This window comes from Bacillus sp. G1(2015b) (genome assembly GCF_001482475.1).
Lineage (GTDB): Bacteria > Bacillota > Bacilli > Bacillales > Bacillaceae > Bacillus > Bacillus safensis.
In genome coordinates this window covers 246090-269979 of record NZ_LKIC01000004.1, presented here as the reverse complement: position 1 = coordinate 269979, position 23890 = coordinate 246090, and the positions used below count along the sequence as shown (strand labels likewise).

22 protein-coding genes and 1 other annotated feature are annotated in these 23890 nt (G+C 41.9%); all 22 genes read left to right on the top strand.

What is annotated here, in order from left to right:
• Nucleotides 1-89 precede the first annotated feature (89 nt).
• The 22 genes from ftsA (at nucleotide 90) to AMR95_RS04815 (ending at nucleotide 23818) form a co-directional block, all read left to right on the top strand.
• A complete protein-coding gene (ftsA, locus tag AMR95_RS04920) occupies nucleotides 90-1412 on the top strand; it encodes a cell division protein FtsA (RefSeq protein ID WP_039178353.1) in 1323 nt (440 codons plus the stop codon).
• A gap of 33 nt (nucleotides 1413-1445) precedes the next feature.
• Nucleotides 1446-2591 (top strand): cell division protein FtsZ, encoded by a 1146-nt coding sequence (gene ftsZ / locus AMR95_RS04915; protein ID WP_024424252.1) that lies wholly within the window; start codon nucleotides 1446-1448, stop codon nucleotides 2589-2591.
• Nucleotides 2592-2893: 302 nt separating this feature from the next.
• The gene (locus tag AMR95_RS04910; protein ID WP_058837739.1) at nucleotides 2894-7210 is read left to right on the top strand and encodes a S8 family peptidase; all 4317 of its coding nucleotides are present in this window, start codon (nucleotides 2894-2896) and stop codon (nucleotides 7208-7210) included.
• Nucleotides 7211-7460: 250 nt separating this feature from the next.
• Nucleotides 7461-8390 carry a sigma-E processing peptidase SpoIIGA gene (gene spoIIGA, locus AMR95_RS04905; protein WP_039178359.1) on the top strand — a complete coding sequence of 310 codons (930 nt, stop codon included), beginning with the start codon at nucleotides 7461-7463 and terminating at the stop codon, nucleotides 8388-8390.
• Nucleotides 8391-8448: 58 nt separating this feature from the next.
• Nucleotides 8449-9168, top strand: a complete 720-nt coding sequence (gene sigE, locus AMR95_RS04900) for an RNA polymerase sporulation sigma factor SigE (RefSeq protein WP_007499746.1) — start codon at nucleotides 8449-8451, stop codon at nucleotides 9166-9168.
• Nucleotides 9169-9311: 143 nt separating this feature from the next.
• Entirely contained in the window at nucleotides 9312-10091 is a 780-nt protein-coding gene (sigG, locus tag AMR95_RS04895; RefSeq protein WP_024424250.1) for an RNA polymerase sporulation sigma factor SigG, read from the top strand.
• A 151-nt stretch (nucleotides 10092-10242) separates the two neighbouring features.
• Nucleotides 10243-11181, top strand: a complete 939-nt coding sequence (locus AMR95_RS04890; protein ID WP_039178363.1) for a sugar-binding transcriptional regulator — start codon at nucleotides 10243-10245, stop codon at nucleotides 11179-11181.
• 244 nt (nucleotides 11182-11425) lie between these two features.
• Nucleotides 11426-12670, top strand: coding sequence for an NAD(P)H-dependent oxidoreductase (locus tag AMR95_RS04885; RefSeq protein ID WP_039178366.1), 1245 nt, complete (start codon nucleotides 11426-11428; stop codon nucleotides 12668-12670).
• A gap of 12 nt (nucleotides 12671-12682) precedes the next feature.
• Nucleotides 12683-13114, top strand: a complete 432-nt coding sequence (locus tag AMR95_RS04880; protein WP_039178369.1) for a transcriptional regulator GutM — start codon at nucleotides 12683-12685, stop codon at nucleotides 13112-13114.
• An 18-nt stretch (nucleotides 13115-13132) separates the two neighbouring features.
• Entirely contained in the window at nucleotides 13133-13663 is a 531-nt protein-coding gene (gene srlA, locus AMR95_RS04875; protein WP_003210918.1) for a PTS glucitol/sorbitol transporter subunit IIC, read from the top strand.
• A gap of 13 nt (nucleotides 13664-13676) precedes the next feature.
• Nucleotides 13677-14687, top strand: coding sequence for a PTS glucitol/sorbitol transporter subunit IIB (gene srlE, locus AMR95_RS04870; RefSeq protein WP_024426936.1), 1011 nt, complete (start codon nucleotides 13677-13679; stop codon nucleotides 14685-14687).
• 26 nt (nucleotides 14688-14713) lie between these two features.
• Nucleotides 14714-15070, top strand: coding sequence for a PTS glucitol/sorbitol transporter subunit IIA (locus AMR95_RS04865; protein ID WP_007499733.1), 357 nt, complete (start codon nucleotides 14714-14716; stop codon nucleotides 15068-15070).
• A gap of 128 nt (nucleotides 15071-15198) precedes the next feature.
• The gene (locus AMR95_RS04860) at nucleotides 15199-15975 is read left to right on the top strand and encodes an ABC transporter ATP-binding protein (RefSeq protein WP_039178373.1); all 777 of its coding nucleotides are present in this window, start codon (nucleotides 15199-15201) and stop codon (nucleotides 15973-15975) included.
• 79 nt (nucleotides 15976-16054) lie between these two features.
• Nucleotides 16055-16291, top strand: coding sequence for a YlmC/YmxH family sporulation protein (locus AMR95_RS04855; RefSeq protein WP_008344958.1), 237 nt, complete (start codon nucleotides 16055-16057; stop codon nucleotides 16289-16291).
• 211 nt (nucleotides 16292-16502) lie between these two features.
• On the top strand, nucleotides 16503-17366 hold the full coding sequence (gene pgeF, locus AMR95_RS04850; protein WP_039178375.1) for a peptidoglycan editing factor PgeF: 864 nt from the start codon (nucleotides 16503-16505) through the stop codon (nucleotides 17364-17366).
• 6 nt (nucleotides 17367-17372) lie between these two features.
• Complete coding sequence (locus tag AMR95_RS04845) at nucleotides 17373-18062, top strand: YggS family pyridoxal phosphate-dependent enzyme (protein ID WP_039183105.1); 690 nt, start codon at nucleotides 17373-17375, stop codon at nucleotides 18060-18062.
• A 1-nt stretch (nucleotide 18063) separates the two neighbouring features.
• Nucleotides 18064-18522 (top strand): cell division protein SepF, encoded by a 459-nt coding sequence (sepF, locus tag AMR95_RS04840; protein WP_003212271.1) that lies wholly within the window; start codon nucleotides 18064-18066, stop codon nucleotides 18520-18522.
• A 6-nt stretch (nucleotides 18523-18528) separates the two neighbouring features.
• The gene (locus AMR95_RS04835) at nucleotides 18529-18810 is read left to right on the top strand and encodes a YggT family protein (RefSeq protein WP_041084921.1); all 282 of its coding nucleotides are present in this window, start codon (nucleotides 18529-18531) and stop codon (nucleotides 18808-18810) included.
• Nucleotides 18811-18863: 53 nt separating this feature from the next.
• Nucleotides 18864-19640: a YlmH family RNA-binding protein gene (locus AMR95_RS04830; RefSeq protein WP_039178378.1), complete on the top strand. Its 777-nt coding sequence runs from the start codon at nucleotides 18864-18866 to the stop codon at nucleotides 19638-19640.
• Between the two features lie 26 nt (nucleotides 19641-19666).
• Nucleotides 19667-20161, top strand: a complete 495-nt coding sequence (locus AMR95_RS04825) for a DivIVA domain-containing protein (protein ID WP_008344947.1) — start codon at nucleotides 19667-19669, stop codon at nucleotides 20159-20161.
• A 59-nt stretch (nucleotides 20162-20220) separates the two neighbouring features.
• Nucleotides 20221-20458, top strand: a binding site (T-box leader).
• Between the two features lie 59 nt (nucleotides 20459-20517).
• On the top strand, nucleotides 20518-23283 hold the full coding sequence (ileS, locus tag AMR95_RS04820) for an isoleucine--tRNA ligase (protein ID WP_058837738.1): 2766 nt from the start codon (nucleotides 20518-20520) through the stop codon (nucleotides 23281-23283).
• A gap of 160 nt (nucleotides 23284-23443) precedes the next feature.
• Nucleotides 23444-23818, top strand: a complete 375-nt coding sequence (locus AMR95_RS04815; RefSeq protein WP_039178384.1) for a TraR/DksA family transcriptional regulator — start codon at nucleotides 23444-23446, stop codon at nucleotides 23816-23818.
• Nucleotides 23819-23890 lie beyond the last annotated feature (72 nt).

Below are 23890 nucleotides of genomic sequence, written 5' to 3'. Positions count from 1 at the left end.
TGTTACACACTTGTAAAAACACATTCATTGTATTGTTGTTCAGCAAATAATAGAATAGAAAGTATTGATATGTGAGGAGGTGCCATAGAATGAACAACAATGAAATTTACGTCAGCCTTGACATCGGTACATCCAATATTAAAGTCATCGTCGGAGAAATGGCGGATGATTCGCTTAACATTATAGGTGTTGGAAATGTCCCTTCAGAAGGGTTAAAAAAAGGATCGATTGTTGATATAGATGAGACAGTTCATTCTATTAGACAAGCATTTGAACAGGCTGAAAGAATGGTAGGTTTTCCTTTACAAAAGGCGATTGTCGGAATTAACGGAAACCACATTCATATTCAGAATACGAGCGGCGTGGTCGCAGTATCTAGTGAAAACAAAGAAATACATGCTGAAGATGTGAGACGTGTCTTAGATGCTGCACAGGTAGTATCTATTCCTCAAGAACATCTCGTCGTAGACGTCATCCCGAGGCAATTTATCGTCGACGGAAGAGATGAGATCACTGATCCGAAAAAAATGCTTGGTGTTCGGCTAGAGGTGGATGGATCGTTAATTACAGGTTCTAAAACGATTCTACATAACTGGCTCCGATGTGTAGAGAGAGCTGGAATTGAAATTATGGATATTTGCTTGCAGCCGCTCGCATCGGGCTCAGCAGCATTATCGAAAGATGAAAAAAATCTAGGGGTAGCTCTCGTTGATATTGGCGGCGGATCTACAACGATTTCCGTATTTGAAAACGGGCATCTCTATTCTACTCACAGTATCCCTTTGGGCGGAGAGAACATTACAAAAGATTTGTCTATAGGACTTAGAACTTCTACTGAAGAAGCTGAACGAATCAAAAAACAATTTGGACATGCGTTTTATGATGAGGCATCGTCTGATGAAACATTTGAAGTTTCTGTCATCGGTACCGATCAGAAACAGACGTATACACAGCTTGAAGCGGCTAATATCATCGAAGCTCGGCTGGAAGAAATCTTGCTCTTTGTGGCAGAGGAATTAAGAAATATGGGTGTCCATGATTTGCCTGGCGGATTCGTTCTAACAGGTGGACAGGCAGCTATACCAGGTATCCTTTCTCTTGCACAAACGGTCTTGCAAAACAATGTTAGAATTGCAAGTCCGAATTATATTGGGGTGAGAGAACCTCAGTATATGACAGGAGTGGGTCTGATCCACTTTGCTTATCGCAATGCAAAGATTCAGGGCAGACAGGTTGGATTCCAAATGCCGGATGAGGCGTTTCATGAAGTAGGCGCATCCATGGAGCCGGTTTCTTCTGCACCACAAGTGAAAGAAGCGCAGCCAAGACCGAAAGTAAAACAAAAAGCACAAGAAGAGACAAATAAAAAACCGGGCAAAATGAAAAAACTATTTAATATGTTCTGGGAATAGAATTAGATTTTCGACGGATTAGGAGGATTCAGCATGTTGGAGTTTGAAACAAATATAGACGGCCTAGCATCAATTAAAGTAATCGGAGTAGGTGGAGGCGGAAATAACGCTGTCAACCGAATGATCGAAAATGACGTACAAGGTGTCGATTTCATTGCAGTTAATACAGATGCACAGGCGTTAAATCTATCAAAAGCAGAAACGAAAATGCAAATCGGTGCTAAGCTGACAAGAGGGCTTGGAGCAGGTGCGAATCCTGAAGTCGGTAAAAAAGCTGCTGAGGAAAGCAAAGAACAGATTGAAGAAGTATTAAAAGGCGCAGACATGGTCTTTGTTACTGCTGGTATGGGCGGTGGAACTGGTACGGGTGCTGCACCTGTCATTGCAAAAATCGCAAAAGATTCTGGTGCATTGACAGTTGGAGTCGTGACTCGTCCTTTCACATTTGAAGGAAGAAAACGTCAGCTTCAAGCAGTAGAAGGAATTGCTTCTATGAAAGAAGCAGTTGACACATTAATTGTGATTCCAAACGATCGCTTGCTTGAAATTGTTGATAAAAACACGCCAATGCTTGAAGCATTCCGTGCAGCAGATAACGTACTACGACAAGGTGTTCAAGGGATCTCAGATCTTATTGCTACACCAGGTTTAATCAACCTTGACTTTGCTGACGTGAAAACGATCATGTCTAATAAAGGTTCTGCTCTTATGGGTATTGGTGTCGCAACAGGTGAAAATCGTGCTGCTGAAGCTGCGAAGAAAGCTATTTCTTCACCGCTTCTGGAAACGGCAATCGATGGTGCACAAGGTGTCATCATGAATATTACTGGTGGTACGAACCTAAGCCTTTATGAGGTACAAGAAGCAGCGGACATTGTTGCTTCTGCATCTGACGAAGATGTAAACATGATTTTCGGGTCTGTCATTAATGATAACTTGAAGGATGAAATTGTGGTAACCGTGATCGCAACTGGATTTATTGAGCAAGAGCCAGAGGTGACAAAACCACAAAGAAATCCATTAGGACAAGGATTAAAGCAAAATCAATCCATTCCTCAAAAGCGTGAAGTGAAACGTGAGGAGCATCAGCAGCCATCATCTCAGCCGAGACAAAATACACAATCAAGCGATGATACGCTGGATATCCCAACGTTCTTGCGCAATCGTAATAAACGCTAATCAAGTATTACTCATCCCCTTCCATTGGAAGGGGATTTTTTCATGTCTCATATATAAAGAAACCAGCATCTCGTCTGAATAAAAAGTCTTGAATGTGTCTGGGTCACTTCATTCAACATATGTATTTTGGCTTAGGGTGATTAAGTAAAAAGAATCATTTTTAAATCCTATTACAAAAAGCGACAAAATGATGATCTTTATTTGACTACATTAAATAGAACACCATGAATCTTGTCATGAACAAAGGAAAGGGAGGAGTGAGACCCGCACTCTGTTTGACCATTTGAGGAGGAGGGATTTGATTGAAAGTGAAGTTTCGCAAAACCGCCGGCTATCGTTTGATGAGTCTTTTGGTGATTGGTACTTTAACGATGACAAGCTTTGGGATGGTTCAAGCAAAATCGACTTCTACCTCATATCAAGAGGAAGCTGTTTCCTCCAAGAAAACAAAAGCCAAGATCTCATCTAGATTAATGAAACAGTTTCAACAAGAAGACAAGGTGACCTTTTTAGTCAAAATGAAGGAACAAACAAATGTCAAAAAAGTGGCGAAGGATGCTGTGTCAAAAGCCAAAAAACAGAAGTTAACAGCTGCTAAAACGCAGTACACAAAAAGATCAGCTGTTGTATCAGAACTAAGAGCAACATCTGAAGAGACGCAGGAAGCGCTGCTTGCTTATTTACAAAAGGCACAAAAGAAAAAGCAAGTGAAGGATATTCATTCGTACTATATTGTGAATGGTCTCGCTGTGACGGGAACGAAAGAAGTCATGGAAAAGGTTGCTTCCTTCCCAGAAGTAGATCAAGTACTGCCAAATGAAATCCGTCAAATTCATCGTCCTGTTGATTTGAAGACTTCAAAGCCGAACAAACAAATCAAAGCAGCAGATGGAATCGAGTGGAATATTTCTCAAGTTCATGCCCCGGAAGCATGGGCTTTAGGCTATGACGGTACTGGTACCGTTGTGGCAAGTATTGATACAGGTGTGGAATGGGATCATCCTGCATTAAAAGAAAAGTACCGCGGATTTGATCCTGCACGTCCGAATGAACCTTCACATGAATTCAATTGGTACGATGCAACGACAGGTTCTGAAACGCCATACGATGATTTAGAGCATGGTACACATGTGACGGGAACGATGGTTGGCTCTGAGCCAAATGGAGAGAATCAAATTGGCGTCGCACCAGGTGCAAAATGGATTGCGGTGAAAGCTTTCTCAGAAGATGGTGGATCAGATGCTGATCTGCTTGACGCAGGTGAATGGATTTTAGCCCCAAAAGATGAAAATGGGAACCCTCATCCGGAAAAGGCACCTGACGTAGTGAATAATTCTTGGGGCGGCGGGCCTGGTCTTGATGATTGGTATAAAGATGTGGTCAATGCTTGGAGAGCGGCAGACATCTTCCCAGAGTTTTCAGCTGGTAATACGGATTTATTTAACCCTGGCGGTGAGGGATCTATTGCAAATCCTGCGAACTATCCAGAAGCCTTTGCGACGGGTGCAACAGATCAAAACAACAAATTGGGTTCTTTCTCTTTGCAAGGTCCCTCTCCATATGGCGTCATGAAACCAGATATTGCGGCCCCAGGGGTAAACATTCGTTCTTCTATACCTGGAAAAGGGTATGAGGATGGCTGGAATGGAACCTCGATGGCAGGTCCGCATGTTTCAGCTGTTGTGGCTCTTCTTCGCCAAGTACAGTCAGATCTGTCTGTGGAAGAGATCGAAGAAATTCTCATTGATACTGCAAAACCGCTGACAGATCAGCAATTCCCGGAATCCCCTAACAATGGCTATGGGGCAGGATTAGTTGATGCAAGAGAGGCGATCACAGCATTAACAGATGGAATTGGCAAGATTGAAGGACAGGTAACAAAAGAAGGAGAAGATACAGAACCACCTGTTTTTTCTCATAAAGGACCGAATGAAATTTTTGCCTCTACGCCAACTCCTCTAAGCATCACAGCCGAAGATGAAGTAGCTGTGACAAATGTCTCCTTGAGCTATCAAGTGGATCAAGGGAAAAGGGAGACGCTGCAAGCAAAACGTACGGATGGAAATCATTTAAAGGGGACATATGTTGTCCAGCTGCCAGAACTTGAGGGAGAAAACGTCACGTACCGATGGATTGTGAAAGATTTTGGAGAAAATGAAGCCGCATCAGAACCGTATACGCTTCCGATTAAAACATCCATCACGACTGGCTACTCGCAAGATTTTGAAGCGTGGCCTAGTGGATGGTTCAGTGGTGGAACAAAAGATCCTTGGCAGTGGGGAAAGCCGACCACAGGTCCGAAACAAGCCTTTACTGGAGATCATGTCTACGCCACGAACCTAGACAGTCCTTATGAAAATCAAACAGATGCTCATTTATCCATGCCGATGATTGCTGTACCTGAGTCAGGCTCCTCCTTTTTACAATATCAATACTGGCATGACCTTGAAGCAAATTATGACTATGTGCATATTCATGTGCAGCCTGAGGGGGAAGATGCTGTCCAGGTGGCAGCCTATACAGGTAAAACAAGTGCATGGACAAAAGGAGAAGTTGATTTATCGGCCTACAAAGGTCAAAATGTGAGGGTTATTTTTCAGCTCAGAACGGATGGCAGTGTGACAAAAGACGGTTTTTATTTAGATGATGTGAAAATAACAGATCAAGCTCTGCCTCAAAAGGCAAAGAAACAACTTGGCATCATCAAAAAAGAAAAGCCTGCACAGGAGCAGAAGAAACCCGTCGATCCAAAAAGGGCAAAGCCTGCTAAAATAAAAGAAAAACATGTCCAGATGAAAAAGGAAAAAAGCTTAGATGCTCCGTCTATCAAAGCTCTTCCGATGAAGGCAGAAATCAGCGTTCTTGAAAGCGGCAAGTCCACGTACACAGATGAAGCGACAGGGAGATATCAGCTTTCTCATGGTGCAGGGGAGTTTACAGTGAAAGCTGAAGCATATGGATTTGAATCACGCACCCAAAAAGTCAATATTTCCTCAAATGACACGACAGAGGCGAATTTCTCTTTGCAGCCACTTGAGAAACGAACGATCTCCGGCACAATTGTAAACGAAACAACGGGTGAAAAAGTCAAGGATGCCACGGTTTATCTTGTAGAAGATGCGAAAATTGAGCCGGTCAAAACAGATGAATCTGGCGAGTTTTCTCTAGAGGCATTGAGCGGTGTGTATACAGTCAAAGTATTTGCGAAAGGGTTTAAAGGATATTCGTTTACAGCGGATGTGACAGAAAAGCCGCTTGAAAAAGCAATTAAGCTTGAACCTTTCATCGGTTTTGCTGGCGAAATTGGCTACGATGACGGAACAGCTGAAAATGCGCGGGCGTTCTATGATCCTGGCAATGGCTGGGCGGTGAAATTTTCATTAGAAAAGGGGAAGAAACAAGCGCAAGTCACAGGTGGGCTTTTCCGTTTCTGGACAACAGAGTGGCCAGCCCCTGGCGGGAATGAATTTGCGGTTGAAGTGTATGATGCGTCCGGGAAGGACGGCGCTCCAGGTGAGAAAATCGCTGGACCTTTCAAAGCGAATGCGCTGCGCAATGGTGAATGGACAAAAGTAGATTTAGTAGATCAAGCCATTACGGTGGAGGGAGATTTCTACCTTGTCTATATTCAAACGAAAAAGAATACGGAATCTCCAGGCCTTGCAACAGATGAAGATGGACCAAATGCTGAAAGAAGCTGGCAGCTGACAAGCGGTGCCTTTTCTCCTTCTCCAAAAGAAGAGGGAAATTATATGATTCGTGCGCTTGTCCAATATGAAGCAGATGTACCAGAAATAACGTCTCCAAAAGCAGGAACGATCACGAACAAAGATGAACTGGAGATTGAAGGAAAAGCCTCTCCAGGTCTTGATGTAGCGATCTATCAAAATGATGAAGAGGTTGCCAAAGTGAAAGCAGACCAGTCAGGTGTTTTCAAAGAGAAGGTCACAGTTTCAAGCGGAGAGCATGTATTCACGGCTGCTACTGTTACGGATAAAGGCGCAACGAAAAAATCCAAATCAGTAAAGGTGATCATTGATCAAACAGCCCCGGCGTTAACGATAGATACACCGAAAAAAGGGGAAAAGTCTAACAAAGAATCTCTCACTGTAGAAGGAAAGGTAACGGATGATCATCTTGATCAAGTCACTGTGAATGGAAAAAAAGCAGCAATAGAAGATGGGAAATATTCTGCAAGAATACTGCTTGAAAACGGGAAAAATACGATCAAAGTAACAGCGAAAGATGCAGCAGGAAACAAAACGACTAAAAAAGTCGATATCGATGTTCAATACGAAGCACCTGAGATTTCAAAGCTGACACCAGCAGAGAATGTCAATCTATCATCAGGTGAGTCTGTTAAAATTTCATTTCACAGCAGAGAAAAGCTAGACGCAACGTTTGTCATTCACATGCCGCTGACAAACGCTAGATCAAAGCTGCAAAATACAACAGAGCTGCCGCTTCGCGAGGTAGCTAACGGAACATATGAAGGCTACTGGACAGCTACCTCTACTGCCAAAGCAAAGGGTGCAGTCATTGAAGTGATTGTGCGGGATGATTATGGAAATGTCACACGACAAAAGGCTCCAGGCACATTAAATATCAATGAAAAATAATCCTTGAAAAAAGGCACGACTCCTAGGAGCGTGTCTTTTTCGTTTCGAACGATTGTTTGAAGGCTTGTCCGGGAGAACACTCTCTTGCTTTGCGCTCTCATTCCTCGACAAAAACAATAACAATCCACCAAAAGTTCTCTATCATCCCCAACAAGAATTGACAGACTTCCATCTCATGGCTGTTTTATACTGGTACAAACAAGTGCAAGTACTGCTTTTGATTCTTTGTTTCAGATGAAAGGAGCAGAAGGTGGTCATTTATTTAGATGTGATTTGGCTGTTAAACTTTTGTTTTGATCTATTGCTTCTCTTACTCACTGCATTTATTCTCAAACGACAAGTAAAAAAAAGGCGATATATGTTAGGAGCTCTGATTGGATCGAGCATTGTTCTCTTGCTCTTTACACCATTTGCAATGTTTGTGTCACACCCTCTAGGCAAACTGCTTTTTTCTGTCTTGATCGTGCTTGCAACTTTTGGATTTCAAAGATTTCGTTCCTTTTTTCAAAACCTGTTTGCTTTTTACTTTGTCACATTTTTGATGGGAGGAGGCATGATCGGGGTTCATTCGTTTTTACAAACCAATACTGTTATTCAAAACGGGCTGCTGATTTCACAAAATGATGGATTTGGTGATCCCATTAGCTGGCTTTTCGTTTTAACTGGCTTTCCTGCGATTTGGCTCTTTTCAAAGAAAAGATTAGGAGAGGTCGGTGCGAAAAAAAGACAGTTTGATGAACAAGTACTTGTGGAGATACACATTCACGGAGAGACCATCCGGCTAAAGGGACTCGTCGATTCTGGCAATCAGCTGTATGATCCTATGACGAAAACACCTGTGATGATTGTTCAGGCCGATCAGCTCATGTCCATTTGCGGAGAGCCTTTTATAGAGCTTATGAAGCAGTCTCATCCTGTTGAAGTGATGCAAAAGCTAGATGATCGATTTCCGCTTCTTGATCGTTTAAGACTTGTTCCATATCGAGCGGTCGGTCATGATCACGGGTTTCTTCTATGCTTAAAACCAGATACGGTCATCATTTATTCAAAAACACATATGATCCAGCCAGCCAAGTGTTTTGTAGGCATGAGTCTAAGCGGTTTATCAGCAGATCAGGAATTTCAATCCATCATTCATCCAGATATGTTAGACGGAAAAATCATCCAAGGGGTGTCTTAAGTTTTGGTGATGTCTTTTATCTTACGAGGTCAACTTGACATTTAGAAGGGAGAAGAAGATGAAAAAATTAAAATTTAAACTCACTTACTACTGGTATAAACTCCTCATGAAGCTAGGTCTAAAGAGTGATGAGATTTATTATATTGGTGGTAGTGAGGCGCTGCCGCCGCCATTATCAAAGGATGAAGAGCAGGAACTGCTTGTCAAATTACCAAAAGGTGATCAAACAGCAAGAGCCATCCTGATCGAAAGAAATTTGCGGTTGGTGGTCTACATCGCAAGAAAATTTGAAAACACAGGGATTAATATAGAGGATTTAATTAGTATTGGAACCATTGGCCTGATTAAGGCGGTCAATACATTTAACCCAGAAAAAAAGATCAAGCTCGCGACATATGCTTCGAGATGTATTGAAAATGAGATTTTGATGTATTTGCGCCGGAATAATAAAATTCGTTCAGAAGTGTCGTTTGATGAGCCGCTCAATATTGATTGGGACGGAAATGAACTGCTTTTATCAGACGTCCTTGGAACAGATGATGATATTATCACGCGGGATATTGAAGCAAATGTAGATAAAAAACTTTTGAAAAAAGCGCTGGAGCAATTAAATGACCGCGAAAAGCAGATCATGGAGCTCAGGTTCGGTTTGGTCGGCGGCGAAGAAAAAACCCAAAAAGATGTCGCTGACATGCTAGGAATTTCTCAATCGTATATTTCGAGGCTTGAAAAAAGAATTATTAAACGATTACAAAAAGAATTTAACAAAATGGTCTAAAAAAAATTTTTTGAAAGCTCTGTCCCTTTGCTGTCAAAGGAATCAACTTCTTTTCTCATGATTCTCATCATCACTCGTGCATATTTTTCCATCCCAAGGAGATACTGAACTTTGTACAACAGCTCCTGTAGGGAGGGAAAAAAGTGTCCAGAAATAAAGTGGAAATCTGCGGAGTCGACACCTCCAAACTGCCTGTTCTGAAAAACGAAGAGATGAGAAAATTGTTCAGACAGCTGCAAGATGAAGGTGACGATACAGCAAGAGAAAAGCTAGTCAATGGCAATTTGCGGTTGGTTTTAAGTGTGATTCAGCGTTTTAACAACAGAGGCGAGTATGTGGATGATCTCTTCCAAGTAGGCTGTATCGGATTAATGAAATCAATTGATAATTTTGATTTAAGCCACAATGTCAGATTTTCAACTTATGCGGTCCCTATGATCATAGGAGAAATCCGTCGATACTTGCGTGATAACAACCCGATTCGGGTGTCTCGTTCACTAAGAGATATTGCCTATAAAGCGCTTCAGGTCCGTGAGAGGCTGATTAGTGAGACAAGCAAGGAGCCAACGGCAGAAGACATTGCCAAAGTGCTGGAAGTGCCTCATGAGGAAATTGTCTTTGCCCTAGATGCGATTCAAGATCCTGTTTCTTTGTTTGAACCGATTTATAATGACGGAGGAGATCCGATTTATGTGATGGATCAAATTAGTGATGATCGGAACAAAGACACACAATGGGTAGAGGAATTAGCCTTAAAAGAGGGAATGCGCCGATTGAATGATCGAGAAAAAATGATTCTCCGCAAACGTTTCTTCCAAGGAAAAACGCAAATGGAAGTCGCTGAAGAGATCGGGATTTCTCAAGCACAAGTCTCAAGACTTGAAAAAGCAGCCATCAAACAAATGAATAAAAATATCTTTTAAAGCCGCCGCTTCATGTGCGGCTTTTTTCATTCTTGTGAGAGAGCACGTCTCTAGTATTGACTCTGTTATTTTTTTCATTTAATCTGTTTTTAACAAATGTTATTTTAGATATCATTTGTTAGGGAACACTTAAGCGGAAAGAAGGGTTATTATGACATTCCATGATGAAAGAAGGCTGCTCATAAAGGTTGCGCATATGTATTATGAAGAAGGCGCCACTCAATCTAAAATAGCAGAAGCTGTTGGGGTTAGCCGTTCGCTCATATCGAAATATTTGGCAAAAGCACGTGAAGCAGGAATCGTGGAAATCATTATTCATGATGAAGTGAATCAACAATATGGATCATTAGAAAGAAAAATAGAGCGGAAATATGGGCTGCGAGAAGTCGTCTGTGTGGAAACGCTCAGCCAAGAAACAACCAAAAGCCGAATCGGCGCTGCAGCGGCAGGCTTTTTGTTAAAAGTAATAAAGGATGGACAAGTTATCGGTTTTTCCTCAGGAACCACTTTGCATGAAATGGCGAAAGCGCTTACGTCAGTTCAGCACTTTCCATCCGTGACATTTGTTCCGCTTGTCGGGGGTGTGGGAAACGAAGATGTTGATATCCACGCCAACTATATTATTGCAAGGTGCACAGAAGCACTCAAATCTAAATGTGAGTTTTTACATGTGCCTGTTATGCTTGATACGAAAGAAGCGAAGGACGTACTAATCCGGCAGCCATCAATCAAAAAAGTGATTAAACTAGGAGAATCATCAAATATTGCGGTTGTCGGAATTGGCGGGGTTCCGCAGCATTCAACGATGGTGAAATCTTATATGACAAGCGGTGAGGAGGATATTCTTCAAGCGAAGGATGTGGCGGGTGACATTTGCTATAACTTTATTGATCATCAAGGGGAAGTGTATCCCCACCCGTGGAACGACCGGGTAATGGGCATAAGCCCGCAAAAGCTGAAGGAAATCCCGCTAGTCATTGGTGTCGCTGGAGGCGAAGAGAAAATTGAAGCGATCAGGGCAGCATTAGAAGGTGGATTAATTCATGTATTAATTACGGATGAACGAACAGGAGATGCCTTGTTAAAGTAACTACCTAATCATATTAGGTAGTTTTTTTGAGTCTTTAGACTCAAAAAGATTGAAAATTTTATCGATTTTAGCTTGACACAAAGTTGACACATCATATAAACTAAGTTCATAACAAATGATAAATAAAATAACAAATGTTACAAGGAACAGATTTTTGTTAATTTTTATAACATTTGTTAAAAGTTTCAGATTATTTTTCTAGCAATCTACCCGAGAAGCAAGAAAACCTGAAAGGATGATTTTTATGTCAATCTATCAACAATTGTTAGCTCGAGAACGCAGTGGAGATCCAATCAAAGTAGGAATTATTGGGGCAGGCCAAATGGGCTTTGGACTCATTTCACAAATTTCTAAAATTCCTGGCATGATTGTAGCAGGTGTTTGTGATATTCACCTTAGTGCAGCAGAGAAGGCAGCGAATTTTTACAAGCAGCATGCGAAGCCGCATCAAATGGTCGTCACAAATGATTATAGAGAAGTGATTCAATCAGATTTTGTGGAAGTAGTTGTAGATGCAACAGGTGTTCCAGAAGTCGGAGCAAACATTTCTTTGGAAGCGCTTAATTCAAAAAAACATCTCGTTCTTTTAAATGTAGAAGTTGATATTACCATCGGTTTGGTGATGCATAAATTATTCACAAATGCAGGACTTGTTTACTCTGGATCAGCTGGTGACGAACCGGCAGCAACACTAGAATTATATGAATTTGCGAAAACAATGGGACTTGAGGTGCTCGTTGCTGGGAAAGGCAAGAACAACCCATTCTTCCCAGAAGCAAATCCAGATACGTGTAAAGCAGAAGCAGATAGTAAACATATGAGTGCACATATGCTCGCTGCCTTCCAAGACGGAACAAAAACAATGGCAGAAATGAACTTATTAAGTAACGCGACAGGGCTTTTGCCAGATAAAGTCGGTATGCACGGAGTCGAAGCAAATTTAGAGAATGTAGCAGATAAATTGAATCAAAAACAACAAGGCGGCGTGCTCGATAACTTCGGAGTCGTTGAATATGTAAATGGGCTAGCACCAGGCGTATTCGTTATCGTCAAGAGTGATCTTGAGCCAGTAGATGAAGAGCTTCGTTACTTAAAAGTTGGAAAAGGTCCTCACTACACGCTTTACCGTCCCTTCCATTTAGCGAGTCTTGAAACACCTGTTACCATCGCCAAAGCGGTCTTACAGCATGACTCATCGATCCACCCGATTGGTGTACCAGTGTCAGAAACAGTCGCTGTTGCGAAAAGAGATATTCAAGCAGGAGAATCACTTGACGGAATTGGCGGATACTCCGTAAGAGGTGTACTTGAAACGCATCAAGACATGAAATCGAACGGTCATATTCCAATTGGCTTAATCAGCGGAAAAGTCGTAGCGAAAAAAGACATCAAATTAGGACAGTTCCTCACTCATGATGATGTAGAGCTTGATTCAAACACAACGGTTTGGAAGCTGCGTTCATTACAAGATCACTTATTTCAATCATAAGGACGTGAAGCTATGGAAAAATTAGCAATCGTACTTTGTATCATTCTCATCGTGCAGTATGGATTATCTTTTATTCAGATCAAGTATTACCGCAAAAGCATGGACTCACTAATTGATGACTACAGAGGGAAACAGGGATATCACTTATTTTCAGGAATGGAACGGCGCAAAGTTGGCCCTGGGGCCATTGCGCTCATCATTGTGGATGAATCGTATATCATTCAAAAATGTCATGTGCTTGGCGGCGTGTCGATCTTATCTAAATTTAAAGAAGTTCCTTCATATGAAGGAAAGCATGTAGGGGCTGTGCTGGACGAGCACCACATGATGAAGAAAACATTGAAAAAACGTAAAAAGACGCCAGCTGTCATGCAAGCACTATCCATGGCGGCTGAGCAGGCACTTGTCTCGATTTCGAAAAAAAATATAACAAATGTGAACTAAAGAAAGGGGAGATGAAACATGGAATGGATTCAATGGTTTGGAGAGCACTTTATCGGAATGTTTGAAGCCGGCGGAAAGCAATTCATGGGTCTTGTTACAGGTATCGTTCCAACGCTTGTTGTGTTACTTACTTTCACTTATGCTGTCATGAAATTTATTGGAGAAGAGCGAGTGAATAGAGCCATTCAGTTTGCAGCGAAGTATACCATTTTGCGCTACACGTTAATGCCGATCTTATCCGTTCTTATTTTGACAAACCCAATGGCTTATACGTTTGGCCGCTTCTTACCTGAAAAACAAAAACCAGCATTCTATGATTCAGCTGTTTCATTTGTTCATCCGGTGACATCACTGTTCCCGTATGCCAACGCAGGAGAACTATTTGTCTACTTGGGAATTGCGAACGGGATTAAAGAAGCTGGATATTCAATGTCAGAGCTTGCTGTTCGTTACTTCTTAGTCGGGATCGTCGTCATTTTACTACGCGGAATCATTACTGAATGGATTACAAAATATTTAGCAGGAAAAATGAAAGCGAATTCACAATAGGGGAGGGTTAGACATGACAAACCACAAAGTATTTGTTGCAAAAGGTGCTGGCGGATGGGGAGAAGGCTTAGAGCTTGAACCAACTGGTAAAAGAAGAAAAGTTGTTTCCATTACAGGGGGAGGCATTCACCCGGTTGCACGTAAAATTGCAGAAATGACAGGGACAGAAGCATGTGACGGCTTTAAAAACTCCATACCAGAAGATGAAATGATGTGTGTTGTCATTGACTGCGGGGGAACAGCGCGAATCGGACTTTATCCAATGAAACGCATTCCTACTGTAGACGTTTTGGCATCCTCTCCTTCTGGACCGCTTGCTAAACATATTACAGAAGATATCTTCGTATCAGGCGTAACAGAAAAAGATATTTCCTATGCAGAAGCATCTGATGGTGAGGCAAAAGCAGAAGGTCAGGAAAACAGTGAGTCGATTGACAAAGAGAATTTCAAAGAGACGTATGCAAAGCTGAAAGAGGAAAATATCGAGCGGCAGGAAAAAGGCAATTTTCTGATGAGATTCTCGCGTGGAATTGGGAAAGTCACCGGTACGTTCTACCAGGCTGGCCGTGATTCTGTTGATATGCTTTTGAAAAACATTATTCCATTCATGGCATTTGTCAGTATGTTAATTGGAATTATCAATTATACAAAAATTGGTGACCTGATTGCCCATTTTCTATCACCTTTGGCAGGATCTCTTTGGGGGCTCTTACTGCTCGTAGTGGTCTGTACATTGCCGTTCCTATCACCAGTCTTAGGACCTGGAGCAGTCATTGCCCAAGTTATCGGCGTTCTGATTGGTAGTCAAATCGCACTAGGAAACATTCCGCCTCAATTTGCACTTCCTGCACTATTTGCCATCAACGGTCAAGTAGGGTGTGATTTTATTCCAGTGGGGCTGTCACTTGGTGAAGCGAAGCCGGAAACGGTACAATATGGGGTACCGGCTGTTTTGTATAGCCGTCTCATTACAGGGGTTCTATCTGTTGTGATCGCATACGTTGCTAGCTTCGGTATGTATTAAACGTATTAAAGGAGGAATCGAGATACATGGTAACACAATCTGTCGTAAAAGAAATTGGGATCTTAGTCCCGCAATTTAAAGAAGATAAGCTGATTGTATTATTTGGACCCGCAGCGCCGCAGGAATTAAGAGATATGTCTGTCATTCATGAGTTCGAACATCTAGAAGAAGAGCCGCTGAAGCTGGGCGGAACCATTCAAGTGGGCGATCAAACGTACACGATCACAGCACTCGGCAATAAAGCAAATGACAACTTTAAAGAGCTCGGCCATATTTCGATCTACTTCCAAGAGCCGTTTGATGATGTATTACCAGGAGCTGTATTTGCATCCCCGCACACGTTTCCTGATATAAAAGAAGGCGTACGAATTGAAATTTCGTAACCATAAAAAAAGCTGTTCCTAAAAAGGAGCAGCTTTTTTACATGAGGTTTACCAGAAAGAGCATTTGCGATATGCTGTAAACATTCATTATTTGTATATTCAGAATTTTTACTCAGGAGGAAGTTATCGTGTCACTTGAATTGAAGAATGTTTCATTAAAACGAAATGGGAAATGGCTGCTTGAGTCTATTGACTGGCAGGTGAACAAGCAGGAACACTGGGTACTTTACGGTTTAAATGGTGCGGGGAAAACCGCATTATTAAATATGCTCTGCTCTTATTATTTCCCCACGTCAGGCGAGATGACAGTGCTGGGACATGTCTTTGGCAAGGAGGCTCTTGGTGAAAAGCTCAGGAGGAAAATTGGACTCATCTCAGCAGGACTTGAAAAGAAATTGCACAGAGACGACAATGCTTTTGAAATTGTGCTGAGCGGCGCATTTGCTTCTATCGGGCTTTATGAAACCCCGACAGATGAAATGAGAGAGAAAGCCATTGATCTATTAAAAGCATTTGGTTCATTCAAATATGCCAACAGAACTTATGAAACACTCTCACAGGGAGAGAAGCAAAAAGTCTTGATTGCGAGAGCTTTAATGAATGATCCGCAGCTCTTGATTTTAGATGAACCTGTGACGGGTCTTGATTTTCTAGCAAGAGAGCAAGTGCTGGAGACCATCTCATTGATTGCAGCAAAGCCTGATGCGCCTACTTTGCTCTATACGACCCATCATGCAGAGGAGATTCTGCCTGTTTTTCAGCATACCTTATTATTAAAAAATGGATCTGTTTTTGATCAAGGAGAAACAAAAGAGATGATGACAAGCGGCCTGCTTTCTTCTTTTTTTGAATGTCCGGTAGATGTCATGTGGAGAAATGGCCGTCCGCATTTAAGTAAATTGTAGATAAAAGAAACTATTGGTCTGCGTCCCTGCTTTTCCATCATACATATTATAGTAGAAAACGAAAGGCGGGGAAGGACAGATGATCAGCATTTCTGAATTCCAAATCAAGGATGTCGTCGATGTATCCAGCGGGAAAAAACTAGGTACCATTGGGGACATTGATATTAATGTCACAAGCGGCAAAATCCAAGCGATTATTATTGGCGGCACAGGTAAAATGATGGGATTTTTCGGAAAAGAAGAGGAAATGATTGTCCCATGGCGAAATATAGTAAAAATTGGCGAAGATGTGATACTTGTCCGCTTGTCTTCTTAATTCGTATAACTCCTCAATGAATCATTCAATTTTTCCTTAAAATAAACTCTTCATTCTTAGCAAACAATGTCTTTTTCGGGTAAAAAGATTACGTTTTCATATCAATTTGAAAAAAAACCTGCAGAAAGGGCACATTTGAGTGTAATATTTAATGAATCCCACTAACTGTCTATGTATGTCTTGTGGTAAAATAGGAGCGAAATAAAGAGAGATGAATGAAAGGTGGGAGGCAGCTTTGACACACAAATATGACCCCTTTCAGCAGAAATCACCATATGCAATGACCATTCATGATTGGACGAACATGACATGTTCTGGTAAAGAGGTATTGGCCGGATTTACAACAAAAAATGGCGGCTTCAGCCTTACTCCATATCAATCATTGAACACTGGACTCCATGTAGGAGACGATGCTTCTAGTGTTCAAATGAATCGTCAAGTCATAGCAGATGCTGCTGCTGTGCCGCTCTCTGATTGGGTGTTTGCAGACCAAACACACGAGGATCGCATCCTGAAAGTCACCAAGGAGCAAAGAGGAAGAGGAAGTCTTCATTATGATGAGGCACTGCCAGGTACAGACGGTTTATATACGTCTGAGACGAACATGATGCTCGCTCTTTGTTTCGCTGATTGTGTTCCGCTTTATTTTCTAGCTCCGCAAAACGGATTAATTGGAACGGCTCATGCCGGCTGGAAAGGAACCGTCAAGCAAATTGGTGCAAAGATGGTTGATGTATGGGTCAGCCAAGAAGGTGCCAAGGTCGATCAGATTCAAGTCGTCATTGGACCATCCATTGGCAGCTGCTGCTACATAGTCGATGACGTCGTCATGGATCAAGTGAAACAGCTTCCTTTTTCAACAGAGGATGTGTATTCCGAGATTTCACAAGGACAATATAAAATTGATTTGAAAACACTAAACAAAAACGTATTGCTTCATGCAGGAATAAAAGAAGAAAACATACATGTCAGTTCGATGTGCACAAGCTGCAATGATCAGCTTTTCTTCTCACACCGGCGTGATCAAGGGAAAACAGGACGTATGATGTCTTTTGTCGGGTTTAAGGAGGCATAAGTGCAATTGAATGTACGAGAGAATCTCAGACAAATAAATGAACAAATAAACGAAGCATGTAAAAGAGCCGGTAGACAACCAGCAGATGTATCAGTCGTCGCTGTGACAAAATATGTCTCGATTGAACGAGCACTAGAAGCCAAGGAAGCAGGGATTGTGCACTTTGGTGAAAATCGAGACCAAGGGTTACTTGAAAAGCAGGCGGCCATAACCGATGAAAACATTAACTGGCACTTTATCGGCAGTTTACAAACACGAAAAGTGAAATCAGTCATTCAGACAATTGACTACTTACATTCGCTCGACAGAATGTCTCTTGCGAATGAAATTGAAAAAAGAGCGGATCACACAGTTCGCTGTTTTGTACAAGTGAACACATCACTTGAGGAGTCAAAACACGGCTTGAAAAGTGAAGACGTCATTCCATTTGTGAAGCAGCTCGCTGATTTCAAACAGATTGAAATTGCAGGACTGATGACGATGGCTCCATTTACAGAGGATCACACTGTGATTCGCAACTGTTTTAAAGCATTAAAAAACCTTCAAGAAGAAGTAAAACATCTTAACCAAGTAAATGCACCTTGTCAGCATTTATCGATGGGCATGTCAAATGATTTTGAAATCGCAATTGAAGAAGGTGCGACATTCGTTCGGATTGGCTCTTCACTTGTTGGAAATGAAACAGGAGGTGCGTGACATGAGCATAAAAAATAAGTTTAAAAGCTTTTTCACTCTCGACGATGAAGAGTATGAGTACGAATATATTGATGAAGAAAGAGAACCCGTTCAAGAAGAAAAAGGAACGAAGGACAAAGCAGCATTTCAAGAGCGCCCGCAGACAGGAAAACAAAATGTTGTCAGCTTGCAAAGCGTGCAGAAATCCTCTAAAGTGGTGTTAAGTGAGCCGCGTGTTTATGCAGAAGCGCAGGAGATTGCAGACCATATTAAAAACAGACGTGCAGTCGTCGTGAATTTGCAGCGCATTCAGCATGATCAAGCAAAGCGAATCATTGACTTCTTAAGCGGAACCGTTTATGCAATCGGTGGAGACATCCAGCGTATTGGCTCGAATATATTCCTCTGCACACCTGATAATGTAGATGTATCTGGCACAATATCAGAGCTATTGACAGAGGAAGAACCTCAGAGGTGGTAAATCATAGTGATTCTAAATTTCATTTTTAATATTTTAGGAACGGTATTAACGATTTACTCATTCGCGATTATTATTTACATCTTTATGTCATGGGTGCCATCTGCAAGAGAAACTGTGTTTGGCCGTTTTCTGACAAATATTTGCGAACCGTATTTAGAACCATTTCGTAAAATTATTCCGCCAATCGGTATGATTGACATCTCGCCGATTGTGGCATTGCTTGTGATTCGCTTTGCTTCAGAATATGGATTGAGAGGTCTTTATCAAATGATTGCAGGAATCATGTAAACAGGCTGCCGGGCTTGGCACTGCCAGGCTCTTTTACATAAGAGGGGAACAAAATGAGCGATATCTATCAGCATTTTAGAAAAGACGAACAGCCATTTGTCGACCAAGTGTTAGGCTGGAAAAAAATCGCACTCGACCAATATCGAATGAAATTAACAGACTTCCTTGATCCGCGTGAGCAATTTATTACCGAGTCCGTCATCCAGCATGCTGAAGAACTTGGGATCATGTTTTTTGGCGGGTATGAGGGAGCGGAGCGCAAAAGAGCTCTCATTTATCCTGATTATTTAGAACCTTCTATTGAAGATGTTGAGCTGTCATATTTTCAGGTGAACTATGCGAAAAAGTTTATTTCCTTAGAACACCCGAAGCTTCTCGGCTCATTGATTGGGACAGGCTTGAAGCGTCAAAAATTCGGAGATCTATTATTTTCAGAGGAAGATGTGCAGTTTATTTGTACAAGTGATGTCGCTGATTTTGTGCGGGCGCAGCTGACACATGTCGGCAGAGCATCCGTTTCATTAGAGGAAATCACGCAGGCAGAAATAAAGCCAGTGATGACGAAGACTGATATCAAAGAAGATACCATTTCTTCACTTCGGCTTGATGCTGTATGTGCTGCTGTCAGCCGTCAGTCTCGGCAAAAAGCACAGCTTTTAGTCAAAAATGGACTTGTCAAAGTCAATTGGAAAGTCACTGAGGACCCTTCCTTTACAATCGGTGAAGGCGATCAGCTCTCTGTAAGGGGATTTGGCCGCTTTAGCCTCAAAACGATTGATGGGAAGACCAAAAAAGATAAATTCAAAGTAACATTTGAGCTTATGACATAACGAACTTGAATCTGGAGGTGGCGAGGTTGCCATTAACACCTAATGATATTCATAATAAAACGTTCACAAAAAGCTTTCGCGGCTATGACGAAGACGAAGTAAACGAGTTTTTAAGCCAAGTACGTAAAGACTACGAGATCGTACTCCGTAAAAAGAACGAGCTTGAAGACAAAGTAAACGAGCTTGACGAAAGACTAGGTCATTTTGCCACAATTGAAGAAACATTAAACAAATCGATTCTTGTGGCGCAGGAAGCAGCAGAAGACGTTAAGCGTCATTCTGATAAAGAAGCAAAATTGATTATTCGTGAAGCAGAGAAAAATGCAGACCGTATTATCAACGAAGCGCTGTCAAAATCAAGAAAGATTGCAATGGAAATCGAAGAACTGAAGAAACAATCGAAGGTCTTTAGAACTCGTTTCCAAATGCTCATCGAAGCGCAGCTTGATCTTCTGAAAAATGACGATTGGGATCATTTACTGGAATATGAAGTGGACGCTGTCTTTGACGAAAAAGAATAAGCGCATCATCTTGACATGACGTGCTCATGTTGCATATAATACCATCATAAATTAACAAGAGATAAACGTTTGAAAGGGACACTCGCAGCTGTCACATGCGTAATTAAGCGAATCAGGGATGGTGGAAGCCTGACATTACGAGACGCTGCAATGAGATCACCCCTTTAGTTCCTTTTCTGAAAAAAACAGTAAGAAAAGGCGTCTGATCACGTTACGATTTTAGAGTGGATAAGCGGCTGCTTAAATAGCGCTTGTCTAAAAGGGTGGTACCGCGAGACAAGCCTTCTCGTCCCTTATGGGATGAGAGGGCTTTTTTTATTGTTTTTTAATCAGAATTTGCATGTGGAGGAATGGGTATGAACTACAAAGACACCTTATTAATGCCGAAAACAGAATTCCCAATGAGAGGGAACTTGCCGAACAAAGAGCCTGAAATCCAAGAGGAGTGGGCAGAGAAAGACATCTATCAAATGGTTTTAGAGCGGACAAAAGGACGCCCAACGTTTATTTTGCATGATGGGCCTCCATATGCGAATGGTGACATTCATATGGGGCATGCACTCAATAAAATCCTAAAAGATTTTATCGTCCGTTTTAAATCAATGAACGGGTACCATGCTCCGTACGTACCAGGCTGGGATACACACGGGCTGCCAATTGAAACAGCTCTTACTAAAAATAAAAAAGTAAAACGCAAAGAAATGTCTACAGCAGAATTCCGCAAACTATGCGAGGAGTATGCTTGGAAGCAAATTGAAGGTCAGCGCAGCCAGTTTAAACGCTTAGGCGTCAGAGCAGACTGGGACAATCCATATGTCACATTAAAGCCTGAATATGAAGCGCAGCAAATTCTTGTCTTTGGTGAAATGGCGAAGAGAGGCTATATCTATAAAGGATTAAAGCCAGTTAACTGGTCTCCTTCAAGTGAATCAGCTCTTGCTGAAGCGGAAATTGAATATAAAGACAAACGTTCACCATCGATTTACGTTTCGTTTAAAGTAAAAGATGGCAAAGGCGTTCTTGAAAACGGCGAACAATTCATTATCTGGACAACAACACCTTGGACGCTTCCGGCAAACCTTGGCATTTGTGTTCATCCAAACTTAGAGTACAGTGTTCTTCAAGTGGGTGCTGAGCGATATGTCGTAGCATCTGAACTGGTTGAACAAGTGGCAAAAACACTCGGCTTTGAAGAGTATGAAGTCGTGAAAACGCTAAAAGGAAAAGAATTAGACAACATCGTTGCAGAGCATCCAATCTATGGTAGAGATTCTCTTGTGATGCTTGGTGATCACGTGACAACGGATGCGGGAACAGGCTGTGTTCACACTGCACCAGGCCACGGGGAAGATGACTTTATTGTCGGTACGAAATACGGTCTTGATGTGCTCTGTCCAGTAGATGAAAAAGGTGTGATGACAGATGAGGCACCTGGTTTTGAAGGACTATTCTACGAGGATGCCAATAAAGCCATCACAGAACAGCTTGAAGCAAAAGGCGCGCTGAAGAAGCTCGACTTTATCACGCACTCCTATCCGCATGACTGGAGAACGAAAAAACCAACGATTTATCGTGCGACAGCTCAGTGGTTTGCATCCATTAAAGATTTTAGAGAAGCGTTATTAGACAATATTAAAGAAACGAAATGGGTTCCAGCATGGGGTGAAACACGCCTGTTCAATATGGTGCGTGACAGAGGTGACTGGTGCATTTCAAGACAGCGTGTATGGGGCGTTCCAATTCCGGTGTTTTATGCAGAAAATGGTGAGCCGATCATCACAGACGAAACCATCCAGCATGTATCTCAATTATTTAGAGAGCATGGCTCGAATATTTGGTTTGAAAAAGAAGCGAATGAGCTATTGCCAGAAGGCTTTACACATCCAGGCAGCCCGAATGGTGAATTCACTAAAGAGCAGGACATCATGGATGTATGGTTTGATTCCGGTTCTTCTCACCAAGCCGTTTTAGAAGAAAGAGATGACCTAGTCCGTCCGGCAGATCTTTACCTTGAAGGCTCTGACCAATATCGCGGCTGGTTTAACTCCTCTTTATCAACAGCTGTTGCTGTCACTGGAAAAGCACCGTATAAAGGTGTCCTAAGCCACGGCTTTACGCTTGATAAAGAAGGACGTAAGATGAGTAAATCATTAGGCAACACGATTGACCCAACGAAGGTTGCGAAGCAGCTCGGTGCAGAAATTCTTAGACTTTGGGTATCTTCTGTCAACTATCAAGCCGATCATCCAGTGTCTGATGATATTTTGAAACAAGTAGCAGAAGTCTATCGTAAAATCCGTAACACCTTCCGCTTCCTGCATGGAAACCTATTTGACTTTGATCCAGCAGTAAATGCCGTGCCGGTAGAAGAGCTTCGCGAAGTGGATCAATACATCTTGATCAAATTAAACAAATTGATTGATAAAGTGAAAAAAGCTTATGATGATTACGAATTTGCGGTCGTCTATCATGCGATTCACAATTTCTGTACAATTGAGCTCAGCTCTTTCTATCTCGATTTTGCAAAGGATGTCGTCTACATTGAGCATGCAGATCATCCAGACCGCCGCAGCATGCAGACTGTCTTCTACGAAACATTAATGGCATTAGTGAAGCTGACTGCACCAATTCTTCCGCATACAGCAGATGAATTATGGAGCCACTTAAGCTTTGTTGAAGAGCCAAGTGTTCAGTTAACAGATATGCCAGAAGGTGTGGCAGTTCCTCAAGCTGAAGCGACAGAAGCGAAGTTTGACCGCTTTATGGAGGTACGTGACGATGTGCTAAAAGCGCTGGAGATTGCGCGTAATGAGAAAGTCATCGGTCGTTCACTTGAAGCAAGTGTGACGCTTTATGCGACAGACGAAGTGAAAAACCTTCTTGCATCCATTAAAGAAGATGTGAAGCAGCTCTTTATCATCTCTGAATTAACGGTCGAGGATAAGCAGCATGCAGATACATCGGCGCCTGAATATACATCAGGAAGAATTGTGGTTCAAAAAGCAGAAGGAGAACTGTGCGAACGTTCCCGCATTATTTCAAAAGATGTTGGTGCAAATCCGAAATACCCAACATTGTCGCTGAAAAATGCTGAAATCGTGGAGAAATATTACCAAAATTAACAGTGCGATATCACAAGCTGGCGCCCCGTCATATGCGGGGCGTTTTCTTTTTTGAGAAAATGACAGCGTTTAGAACGAAAGGAAAAATCTTATGGCTTTAAAGTAACCAGGCAGGGCAACAATATGATTATCACGACAGGGCAGGAGTTGAAATAGCGACATGAATGGCGATCTAGAGACGATTTACACGGAACTCCTTCAAATCAAAGAAGAGCTGCAATCTAAACTGTTTGAATACGCATCATTTCGTTCACCCGCTGAGCATGTCTCGTTGAATGACGTTAAAACGACCACACTTCTTTATCACATCAAAGAAGAGCTGCAAGATGTGTCTCTCGCTATTGCAAAGATCGAACAAGGGACCTATGGCATATGTGAGGCGACAGGTAATATGATTCCGCTTGAACAAATGAGCATTCTTCCTACCGCCCGCACGGCTGACGACTTTTTATATCATAAGCAATACGAGAAAAAAGCATTCACTCCTTATCCTTCCGAATCAAATGATTCTCATTTTGAAGCCTTCCACATGTAGGGAGGTTTTTGTCTGTCAACTAAAGTTTCTTTACTCCTTCCTGTTTTCTTGATAAAATGCTTAAAGATCAAA